1 protein-coding gene (only partly in view) is annotated in these 12,343 nt (G+C 68.5%); it reads right to left on the reverse strand.

Annotated elements, in window-relative coordinates:
- Window positions 1–12,343: the 3' end of a non-ribosomal peptide synthetase gene (locus tag NOF53_RS12540; RefSeq protein WP_255968684.1), read on the reverse strand. 17,171 nt of this gene lie beyond the right edge of the window; only the last 12,343 of its 29,514 coding nucleotides appear in the window; its start codon lies off the right edge, out of view; its stop codon occupies window positions 1–3.

Genomic DNA, 12,343 nt, shown 5'->3' on the forward strand with positions numbered 1-12,343 from the left:
CTAGCGGACGGACGGCTGCCGTTCCTCGCTGTCGTCGGGGTCGCTGCCGTCGGTACCACCGAGCGCACTGTGCTGTGGACGAGCGGGTGTGGCGAGGCGCGGCCCGATGACGGAGAGCGCCTCGGGCGTGGTCATCGTCCAGTGCGTCGCGTCGACGAGGTGCTCGTGGATGTCGCCGCCGACATGGGGCTTCCAGCAGGTCACCGGGTCGACGTGGAACCCGTCATCCAATGCGGCGGTGAAGAATACGAGGTCGCCGTCGAACATTCGCGCCTGGTGCCGGTCGATCAGCTCCGGCGCCCGCTGTGCGTTCGCGTAGATGCGGGCGAGTTGGGGCGCGGTGAGACTCGCCAGCGGGCCCCCGATCACCCCGAGGAGCGCTGCGGCCCGCTCCGCGTCGAAAATCCCGTCCGGCGCGAGGTCGTCGAATTCGCCCGTTGTGGGCAGTTCGAGACCGAAGCCACCCAGGAGGTCCGCCACGGTAGCGGGGTTCTCGGAGCTCGCACTGCGGTCGAGCCCGACGTAGCTGTCGAGCAGCCCGAGGAGTCGGACTTCCTCGCCGGCCTCCTGTAGCTGTACCGCCATTTCCTGGGCGATCACCCCACCGAGGGACCATCCCAGCAGGTGATAGGGACCGTGGGGCTGAATCGAGCGGATCTCGCGCACATACCGTGCCGCGAACTCGGTGATCGTCGCGAGCGGCGCCTCGTCCTCGGTGAGAGCCGGGGACTGCAGTCCGTAGATCGGCCGATCCTGGGTCAGTTCCCCGCTCAACCCGGCGTAACTCCATGCGAGCCCGATGAAGGGGTGGACGCAGAACAGCGGCTCCGCCGCTCCGCGGGTGCGGATGGGAAGGAGGACGTCGAGGGACGCTCCGGTGTCGAGCATGCCTTCCGTCGCCCACTTCGCGATGCGCTCCCCCAGCGACTGCGGCGTGGGGTCACTGAACATCCATTGGAGCGGGAAGTCGATCCCCAGCTCACCGGCGAGTGCGGAGGCGACCCGTGTCGCGATCAGCGAGTTGCCGCCCAAGTCGAAGAAGCTGTCCGTGCGGCCCACCCGGTCCCGGTCGAGCACCTCCTCGAAGACACGTGCGACGGTGCGTTCGGCCGCGGTCCGAGGCGCCGTGTATTCGGCGGCCGCCGAGGACACCTCGGGTGCGGGCAGTGCGGCACGGTCGAGTTTGCCGTTGGGCGACAACGGGAGGGCGTCGAGTTCGACGATGTGCGCCGGGATCATGTACGACGGGACCCGCGCGGACAGGTGGGCGCGCACGTCGGGCGTACTCGGCGAGTGCCGTCCTACCAGGTACGCGACCAGGGCCTCGTCCCCGCGGCGGTCGCGGTGCACGATCACCACGGCTTGGCGGACGTCGGGATGCGATTCGAGGGCCGTCTCGATCTCGCCGAGCTCGATGCGCTGGCCCCGCAGCTTCACCTGGAAGTCGGTGCGGCCCAGATACTCCAGCGCTCCGTCGGGTCGACGCCGCACGAGGTCTCCGGTCCGGTACATCCGAGCCCCCGGCATGTAGGGGTTGGCGACGAACCGTTCCGCCGACAGGTCCGGCCGCTGGAGATACCCGCGTGCGAGTTGGTCACCGGCAAGGTACAACTCCCCCACCACGCCGTTGGGCACCGGATGCAACCGGGCATCGAGGACGTGGAGTTGCGTGTTCCAGACCGGGTGTCCGATAGGCACAGCGTGGATGTCGGACGGGCCTGTGGCCCAGTAGGTTACGTCGACGGCCGCCTCCGTGGGGCCGTACAGATTGTGCAGGCCCGCCCCACTGACCGACCGGAACCTCTGCACCTGCTCCGGGGTGAGCGCCTCGCCTGAACAGAACACCGTCCGTAGCGAATTACACTGCGCAGAAGACGGTTCGGCAACGAAGACGGACAGCATCGACGGAACGAAGTGGATGGTCGTCACGTGACGTTCCTGGACGAGCCTCGACAGGTACCGGGGATCGCGGTGACCGTCGGGTGCGGCAATCACCAGGCTCGCACCGACCTGCAGCGGCCAGAACAGTTCCCACACCGACACGTCGAAGGTGACCGGAGTCTTCTGCAGAACGACGTCTTCGCTGGTGAGCTCGTATTCGTGCTGCATCCAGAGCAGCCGGTTGACGATCGCGCCGTGGGTGACGGCAACACCCTTGGGCCGGCCGGTCGATCCCGACGTGAAGATGACGTACGCGGTGTTCGCCGACGACAGCGGCGCCAGCCGTTCCTCGTCGGTGACGGCTCCGCGCCAGTATCCGGGGAGGTCCTCGGTCGCGACGTCGATCACCGGGACCGCGGTGTCGAGTGCACCGCCGTCGACGAGCACGCACACCGGTGCCGCCGTCTCGAGCACCGAGGCGGTGCGTTCGGCCGGGTGGTCGGGGTCGACGGGAAGGTATGCGCCGCCGGCTTTTCCGACGGCGTAGATCGACACCAGCAGTTCGAGGGAGCGGCGCATCGCCACTGCGACCACCGATTCGGGGCCCACACCCTGCTCGATCAGTCGGCGCGCGAGGACGTTCGCGCGGGCATCGAACTCGGCGTACGTCAGGACTTCCCCCTCGAAGACCAGTGCGGTCCGGTCGGGGGTGGCGGCGACCTGCGCGTCGAAGAGCGACACCAAGGTGCCCGCCGGCACGTCGTGCGACGTCGCATTGGTGCCGACGATCTGCTTCCGTTCACCGGCGCCTAGGACGTCGATGTCACCGACCGAAACGTCCGGATTGTCGGCGGCCGTGGTCAGCACCTGCAGGAATCGCTCACCGAAGACATGCACGGTGGATTCGTCGAACAGGTCGGACGCGTAGGTGAGCCGGGCGGTGATCCCGTCCGCCCGGCCGTCGGCGTCGAAGCGTTCCATCAGCGTCAACTGCAGATCGAACTTGGCCAGGTCGACATCGAAGTCGACGCCGCTCACCGCCAGCTCTCCGAGCTGAAGGGTTTCCTGGTCGAGGTTCTGGAAGGTGAGCATCACCTGGAACAACGGGTGCCGTCCGGTGGACCGCGCGGGATTGATCACCTCGACGAGACGCTCGAAGGGGACGTCCGCGTGGGCGAACGCCGCCAGATCGGTGTCCCGCACGTCTTCGACGAACTCGGCGAACGTGCGTGCGCCGTCGACCTGCTGTCGCAACACCAGGGTGTTGACGAACATGCCGATCAGGTCGTCGAGTGCGCGCTCGCCGCGGCCGGCGACCGGGGTGCCGATCGCGATGTCCCCGGTCCCGGCGAGGCGGCTCAGCAACACCGCGAGGGCCGAATGCACCACCATGAACAGGGTGGCGTTCGCGTCCCGGGCCGTTCGGTGGAGACTGTGGTGCAGTGCGGCCGGGACGATGAAGTCGATGCTCCGGCCCCGGTACGACGACACGGCCGGACGCGGCCGGTCCGTGGGCAGATTCAGCTGGTCGGGCGCACCCGCCAGGGTGCGGGTCCAAAACGCCAATTGCTGCGCCGCCAACGAGGTCGGATCCGATTCGTCGCCGAGCAGGTCGCGCTGCCACAACGCGTAATCCGCGTACTGCACGGGCAGCGGCGACCACTGCGGTGCGGCGCCCGCCGAACGGGCAGCGTACGCCGTCATCACGTCCCGGACCATCGGTGCCATCGACCAGCCGTCGCCGGAGATGTGGTGCACAACGAGCGCCAGGACGTGCTCGGTGTCGGACAACCGGAAGATCCGCACTCGCAACGGGACCTCGGTGGTGACGTCGAACCCGGCCGTGGCCACTGCGGCGATCAGCCCGGCCAGCTCCGTCTCGTCGGCACCGACCACGGACACTTCCCCGCCGACCCGGTCGACGGGCAGGATCACCTGGTGCGGCCCTTCGGGGGAATCCGGGTAGACGGTCCGCATCGACTCGTGGCGGCCGATTACGTCGGTGACCGCGTGTTGGAGCGCGTCCACGTCGAGGGACCCGGACAGTCGCACCGCCACCGGAATGTTGTCTGCGGCCGAGTCGGGGTCTAGCCGGTTGAGGAACCACATCCGGCGCTGCGCCGACGACAGTGGGATGCGTGCGGGGCGCGTGGCCGGTGCGAGGCGCGGACGTTCGGCGCCGGCGTCCTCCGTCGATTCGAGCAGCGCTGCGAGACCGGCCACGGTGGGGGCTTCGAACAGTGCACGGATCTCCACCCGGCGTCCCAGGGTTTCGGACAACCGCGCGACCACCCGGGTAGCGACCAGCGAGTTCCCGCCCAGTTCGAAGAAGCTTGCCTCGGCGCCGACGGGCTCGATTCCGAGCACGTTCCCGAATGCCGCCGCGACCGCAGTCTCCAGATCCGTTCCAGGGGCTCGGTATTCGTCGTGCCCGGTTCCGAACTCGGGTGCGGGCAGCTCCTTGCGGTCGAGCTTTCCGTTTGGGGTCAGGGGCAGGGCGTCGAGGACGACGATCGCTGCGGGCACCATGTAGCTCGGCACCCGCCGGGCTGTCTCGGCCTGCACGTCCGTAGCGACGAGGGTGGCTCCGTCCTCGGGAACCGCGTATGCGACCAGGGCCGTTCCGGTCGTCGGGTTCTGATACGCGACCACGACGGCCTGGTGCACTCCGGTGCACGCGATCAGAGCCGACTCGATCTCCCCGAGTTCGATCCGGAATCCGCGTACCTTCACCTGGAAGTCGGAACGTTCGAGGTAGTCGAGCATGCCCTCGGTGCCGCGCAGGCGCCAGCGGACCACGTCACCGGTGCGGTACAACCGCGACCCGGGCGCGCCGAACGGGTTGGCGACGAAGCGGTCCGCGGTGAGATCGGTGCGGGCGACGTACCCGCGGGCCAGCTGGTCACCGGCCAGGTACAGCTCGCCGGCTACCCCGAGCGGAACCGGCTGTAGACGCGTATCCAGTACGAACACCTGCGTGTTCCACGCGGGAGTACCGATGGGGACGCTGTCGCGATCGTCGTCGGTGTGCTGCCAGGAGGTGACGGACACTGCGGCCTCGGTCGGCCCGTACAGGTTGTGCAGTGCCACGGCCGAGCCGAACCGGCTGCGGAAGCGGGCGGCCACGTCGGTGGGCAACGCCTCGCCGATGCACAGCACACGGCGCAGGGCAGGCTGCTCCGCGGCACCCGGTGTCGCCAGGAACGCCTCGAGCAGTGACGGCACGAAATGCGCAGCGGTGACCCGTTGTTCGCGCATGAGCTCCGCCAGATACGCCGGGTCGCGGTGGCCGTCCGGTCGGGCGATCACCAAGCGCGCCCCCGAGACCAGCGGCCAGAACAGTTCCCACACCGAGAGGTCGAAGGTGACCGGTGTCTTCTGGACCACGGCATCGGTGGTGTCGAGCGGGTACTGATGCAGTTTCCAGAGCAGCTGGTTCGCGATGGCGGCATGGGACACGGCGACACCCTTGGGTCGCCCGGTGGAGCCGGAGGTGAAGATCAGGTAGGCGGTGTTGTCGGGTCGCGGCGCCGCGAGGTTCTGCGTGCCGGACGACTCTTCCGGTGTCGCGGTGTCGAGGTAGGACCCGTCGATCTCGATGGTGGGCACGCCTGGGGCGACGAAACCATCCGAAGACGTGGTGAGAATGCAGACCGGTGCCGCGACGTCGAGGACGTAGGCGAGGCGGTCCGCAGGGTGGGTGAGGTCGATCGGCAGGTAGGCGCCACCCGCACGCAGGACCGCGTACATCCCGGTCATGAGCTCGATGGACCGGTTCATCGCCAGGCCCACCACCGATTCCGGGCCCACACCGCGCTCGGCAAGTCGTCGGGCGAGCAGCGCGACGCGACGGTCGAACTCCGCGTACGTCACCTCGACGCCGTCGAACCACAGCGCGACCGCATCGGGTGTGCGCGACACCTGCTCGGAGAACAGATCGACGAGTGTTGTCGCCGGCACCTCCATCGCGGTGTCGTTGAACTCGCCGAGGACCCGCAACTTCTCCGCGCCGTCGAGGAGGTCGATGCCGCCGACCACGACACCGGGATCCTCGGCGACCGATCCCAGGATCCGCAGGAATCGGTCTGCGAAAGACTGCACCGTCGACTCGTCGAACAGGTCGGTGGCGTAGGTGAACTGCGCCTCGATCACGTCCGGGTTCCGGTCGTGATCGTAGCTTTCCGACAGTGTCAGATGCAGGTCGAAGTTGGAGATCGCGCTCGGTACGTCGAGACCTTCAACGTGCAACCCGGGGAGTTCGAGAGCAGTACGGGCAAGGTTCTGGAAGGAGAACGCCACCTGGAAAAGCGGGTGGTGCGCCCGGGACCGGGCGGGATTCAGCACGTCGACGAGCCGTTCGAACGGAATGTCGGAGTGCGCGAACGCGCCGAGGTCCGTTGCCCGCGCGGCCCCGAGATTGTCGGCGAACGAACCATCCAGATCGACCGAGGTGCGCAGCACCAGCGTGTTGACGAACATGCCGACCAACTCGTCGAGGAACTGTTCACCGCGGCCGGCGACGGGAGCGCCGACGGCGACATCGGTGTCATTACTCAACCGCGCCAGCAGCACCGTGAGGGCGGTGTGCATGACCATGAACAGCGACGCGTTCTGACGGCGCGCCACCGCGAGCAGCGCAGCGTGGATGCCGGCGTCGATCGTGAACGTGACGTGCGCGCCACGGTTCGACGCCACCGCGGGCCGGGGCCGGTCGGTCGGCAGCGAGAGCCGGTCCGGCAGCCCCGCCAACGCGGACGTCCAGTATGCAATCTGTTCGGCGGCAAGCGATTCGGGGTCGGTCTCGTCCCCGAGTAGTTCCCTTTGCCACAGGCTGTAGTCGGCGTACTGCACCGGTAGCGGGGACCACTGCGGCACGTGACCTTCAGCCCTGGCGGTGTAGGCCAGCATGACGTCCCGCGCGAGCGGTGCCAGCGACCACCCGTCCCCGGAGATGTGATGGGCCACCATGACCAGGACGTAATCGTCGTCGGCGACGCGATAGATGCGGGCGCGCAGCGGCACCTCCGTGGTGACGTCGAATCCTGTCGTCACGAGTTCGATTACCCGCTCCAGGACGTCGTCGGGGTGCGCGGAGATCGGGGTCACGTCGGGTACAACGCCCGCGGCGTCGACGACAACCTGACGGGGCCCGTGTGCGGAGTCGGGGTAGATGGTGCGCAACGATTCGTGCCGTCCCACCAGATCGGCGACCGCGGCGCGCATCGCGGGCAGGTCGAACTCGCCGGTCAGGCGCAGCGCGATGGGCAGGTTGTAGGCGGGCGACGCCGTGTCGAATTGGTTGATGAACCACATCCGCTGCTGGGCGAGTGACAGCGGGATGTGATGGGGGCGTGGTCCGGCGACGAGCGGCGGGCGTCGCACACTGTTGCCGGTGGACTCGGTGAGGCGGGCGGCGAGCGCAGCGACCGTCGGCGCTTCGAATACTTCGCGGACACCGACGTGCACGTCGAGAGAGGCGTTGACCCGCGACACCACCTGCGTGGCCAGCAGGGAGTTGCCGCCGAGATCGAAGAACCCGTCGCGGATCCCGACTTCCGGCAGTGCCAGGACGTCCGCGAAGATGCCCGCGACGATGACTTCGAACGGGTTGCGCGGCTCCTCGAAGGGGCGGTCCGCGGCGGCGAACACCGGCTCGGGCAGCGCGGCGCGGTCCAGCTTTCCGGCGGGGGTGAGCGGCAGGGCGTCCAGGATCGTGATCGACGACGGAATCATGTACCCGGGCAAAGTCTGTCCGATGAAGTTCGCCACCTCCACCCGGTCCACGTCCTCGCCGGTGAACGGCAGCACGTATGCGACGAGGGAGGTGTCCCCGTTGGGATGCTGGTGCCCGAGCGTGGTGGCGTACTCGATCTGCGGATGTGCGGTCAGCGCGGCGTCGATCTCGCCGAGCTCGATCCGGAAGCCGCGGATCTTCACCTGGTGGTCGGTGCGGCCGACGAAGTCGAGTACCTGGTCCTCGCGCCACCGGACGAGGTCGCCGGTGCGGTACATCAGAGCGCCGGGTTCACCGAACGGGTCGGCGACGAACCGTTGGGCGGTGAGGCCGGGGCGACCGAGGTAGCCGCGGGCCAGGCTCGGCCCACTCACATACAGCTCGCCGGGCACACCGACCGGCACCGGACGCAGCCGCCCGTCGAGCACGAGCGCCTGCACACCGCGACTCGGCCCGCCGATCGTGACCGGTGCGCCTGCCTGCAACGGCTCGGTAATCGACGACATGATCGTCGCCTCACTCGGCCCGTACGCGTTGACCATGCGCCGCCCGGGAGCCCAGCGCGCCACCAGTTCCGGAGGGCACACGTCCCCGGCCACCACCACGACAGCGAGGTCGTCGAGCCCGTGATGGTCGACGGACGCGAGGGCCGCGGGCGTCGAGAACGCGTGGGTGACGTGTTCTGTAGCAAGGAGTTCCGCGAGTTCGGAACCGCCGTAGATGGTCGGCGGGGCGATCACCAGCGTGGCACCGGCGCTCAGAGCCATCAACATCTCGAACACGGATGCGTCGAAGCTCGGGGAGGCGAAGTGCAGCACCCGTGACCGGGACGTCACCGCGAGGAGCTCGCGTTCGTCGGTCACCAGATTTACCAGGCCACGGTGTGTCACCGCGACACCCTTGGGGCGGCCCGTGGACCCGGAGGTGTAGATCACGTACGCCACCTGGTCGGGCAAAATCGGCCGCATGCGGTCCCGGTTGGTCAGGGGCAGTCGTGATTCGTGGGTGCAGCGCACGTCGAGCGCCGTGTCGTCGAGCAACAGCCACCGGATCGAATCCGGGAGGAGGTGACGTTCGGCGGAGACGGTGATGCCGACCATCGCCCCCGAATCCTGCACCATGTGCCGAATCCGGTCCTCGGGGTAGCGGGGATCGACCGGGACGAACGCGGCACCGGACTTGGCCACTGCCCAGACGGCCATCACGGATTCGCACGAGCGCGGCAGTGCCAGCGCAACCCGTGTTTCGGGTCCCACTCCCCGATCGACGAGGAGCCGGGCCAGCTGGTTCGACCGTTCGTCCAGGTCACGGTACGACATGCCCCGGCCCTCGAACACGACCGCGGGTTCGTCCGGAGCGGCGGCCACCGCGTCCACGAGGATCTCGGTGAGCATCTGCACCGGGCGGGCCTCGGCGCCCGAGACCGGTGTCAGCTTCTCGTATTCTTCGCTTCCGAGTACGGGGATGTCCCCGACGGCGCGCTGCGGATCGGCGACGACCGACTCGATGATCCGCTGCAGGCGCAGGGCGTACTCCGCCGCGGTACCGGCATCGAAAATGTCGGTGGCATAGACGAGCTCGCCGTCGATGCCCGCCGGCTCCGCCGAGTCGTCGAGCCGCTCGACGAGGGTGAAGTGCAGGTCGAACTTCGCGATGTCCACGTCGACGGACAGCGGCGAGGCTGTGACGCCGTTGAAGTGGAGCCGATCGACGGACGCGGTCTGAACGCCCAGCGCCACCTGGAACAGCGGGTGATGGGAGGTGGATCGGACGGGGCTCAGCACCTCGACCAGACGCTCGAAAGGCAAATCCGCGTGCGCGAACGCCTCCAGGTCGACGTCGCGGACCTGCCCGAGCAACGACGCGAACGATGCCCCCGGATCCAGCTCGGCGCGCAGCACGAGGGTATTGACGAACATGCCGATGATGTCATCGAGTTCCTGACGACCGCGCCCGGCGACGGCGGTGCCGACCGTGATGTCGTAGGTGGTGCTGAGCCTGCTCAGCAGTACCGCGAGGGCAGCGTGCGCCACCATGAAGAGACTCGCACCGTGCGCCCGGGCCAGCTCGGTCACGGCGCGGTGGGTGTTCGGGGACAGCGAGAAGCGCACGGCCGCACCACGATGCGACGGTACTGCGGGTCGGGCCCGGTCGCGGGGCAGGAACAGCTGATCGGGCACGTTGTCCAGCGCACGTGTCCAGTACTTCACCTGTTCGGCGGCGAGGCTTGTCGGGTCGGAGTCGTCGCCGAGGATCTCGCGTTGCCACAACGCGTAGTCGGCGTACTGCACGGGCAGGGGTGCCCAGCGGGGTTCCGATCCGGCGGCGCGGCTCGCGTACGCCGTCATTACGTCCCGGATCAGCGGTTCCATCGATGCACCGTCGGCGGAGATGTGGTGTACGACGAGCGCGAGGACGTGTTCGGAGTCGCCGAGCGAATACACCCTCACCCGCAACGGCACCGCCAGGGAGACGTCGAAGCCGGTGAGCACGAACTGCGCGAGATCCGCGCGCAGGCGAGTGTCCGTCGTGGCCACGGGGGTGAGGTCGCGGACGACGTCGCCGGGTTCGAGGATTACCTGGTGCGGCCCGTCCGGCGAATCGGGGAAGACGGTGCGCAGCGACTCGTGGCGGATGATCAGGTCGTCGATCGCCGCCGTCAGCGCCGCCTTGTCCAGTGCACCGCTCAACCGCACCGCCGCGGGCAGGTTGTAGGCGGGCGAGGACGTGTCGAACTGGTTGAGGAACCACATCCGCTGCTGTGCCAGCGACAGCGGGATGCGGGCGGGGCGGGGCGCCGCCGTCAACGGCGTGGTGGCACTCGACGGAACCTGCGCCGCGACCCGACGGGCCAGCGCGACCACCGTGGGGGCGTCGAACACGTCGCGGATGGCGATCCGTGTTCCGGTCGCCGCGCCGATGCGGGTACTGAGCTTGGTGGCGGACAGCGAGTTGCCGCCGAGTGCGAAGAAGTTGTCGTGCACACCGACGCGCGGCGCACCGAGCAGGTCGGCGAAGATGTCGGCGACGATCCGTTCGGTCTCCGTGCGGGGGGCTGTGTAGTCGGCGGTCACCGCGAACATCGGTGCCGGCAGCGATCTGGAGTCCACTTTGCCGTTCGGGGTCAGCGGCAGCGTGGTCAGGGGAATCAGCAGCGACGGAATCATGTACGACGGCAGCGTCGCCGCGGCGTGGTCGAGGACCGCGCCGGAGTCGAAGACAATCTCGGTGCGAGGCACGACGTACCCGACGAGGTGATCGCCGGTGTGCGGGTCGCTGTGCGACACCACGACGGCCTGGTGCACGTCCTCATGGCGCAGCAGTGTGGACACGACTTCGGCGAGTTCGATGCGGAAGCCGCGCACCTTCACCTGGAAGTCGGTGCGTCCCAGGTATTCGAGCCGGCCCTCCCGGTTCCAGCGGACGAGGTCGCCGGTGCGATACAGCCGTGCACCGGTCGCCGAGAAGGGATCGGCGACGAAACGTTCCGCGGTCAGGTCCGGGCGGCCGAGGTATCCGCGGGCGAGCTGCGCCCCACCGAGATACAGCTCACCCGGCACACCGACGGGCACCGGCCGCAGGTGGTCGTCGAGAACGAGGGTGCTCGTGTTCCACACAGGCGAACCGATCGGCACGGTGTCGCCGTTGTCGGCCCGGGCAGCGAAGTAGGTGGTGGTCACCGCCGCCTCGGTGGGGCCGTACGTGTTGTCGATCTCCGCCGGGTGCGCCGCCCGGAACTCGTCGACGGCTTCCGGGGACACCGCTTCGCCACCGACGAGCACGTATCGCAGGGACGGCAGGTCTGCGAGGCCCGGTCCGCCGGCCACGGCCGCGAGCATGGCGGGAACGAGATGAATGACGCTGACACCGTGCTGCCGGATGACCGCGGTGAGGTAGTCCGGGTCGCGATGCCCGTCGGGTTCGGCGATGACGAGCCGGGCGCCGGCGGCCATCGGGGCGAAGCATTCCCACACCGACACGTCGAACGTGATGGGCGTTTTGAGCAGCAGGGTGTCGCTTCCGCCGAGCTCGTAGTGGGCGCACAGCCACTCGAGTTGTCCGGTGATCGCCGCATGGCTGATGGCGACCCCCTTCGGGCGGCCGGTCGAACCGGAGGTGAACAGGACGTAGGCGATATTGTCGGGGCGGAGCGGGGCATTGCGCTCGTCGGGGCGGATCGGCGCCGAATCGAACTCGTGCGGGTCGAGGTCGTCGACGACGATCGCGTCGATGTCGTACCGGCTTCCGCTTGCCCGGTCGTCGTAGAGTGCGCTCGTCGTCAGTAGGAGGCGGGCTCCGGACTGGTCGACGATGTCGTTGTTCCGCTGCGCCGGCTGGCCCGGGTCCAGCGGGGTGTACGCGCCGCCGGCCTCGATCACGGCATGAATCGCGACGAGAAGATTCAATGACCGCGGAACCTCAACGGCAACAACGGTATCCGGTACGACACCGACGCCGATGAGTCGGCGGGCAAGACGGTTCACGCGGGAAGCAAACTCGCGGTAGGTCAGTACCGAATCGCGCCAGAAAATCGCCGGCGCATCGGGCGTGGTGCGGATCTGCTCGTCGAGGAGGTCGACGAGCGTGCGGTGCCGGTTCTCCCGGACGCGTCCCTGGGACCATCCGGCGAGGGCGGCGCGTTGGTCGTCGCCGAGCAGGTCGAGGTCCCCGATTCGGGTGCGGGGGCTGCGTGCCAGTTCGGCGAGCACGCGGAGGAAGGCGGCGCCG

Source organism: Rhodococcus tibetensis, from assembly GCF_024438035.1.
Lineage (GTDB): Bacteria > Actinomycetota > Actinomycetes > Mycobacteriales > Mycobacteriaceae > Rhodococcus_F > Rhodococcus_F tibetensis.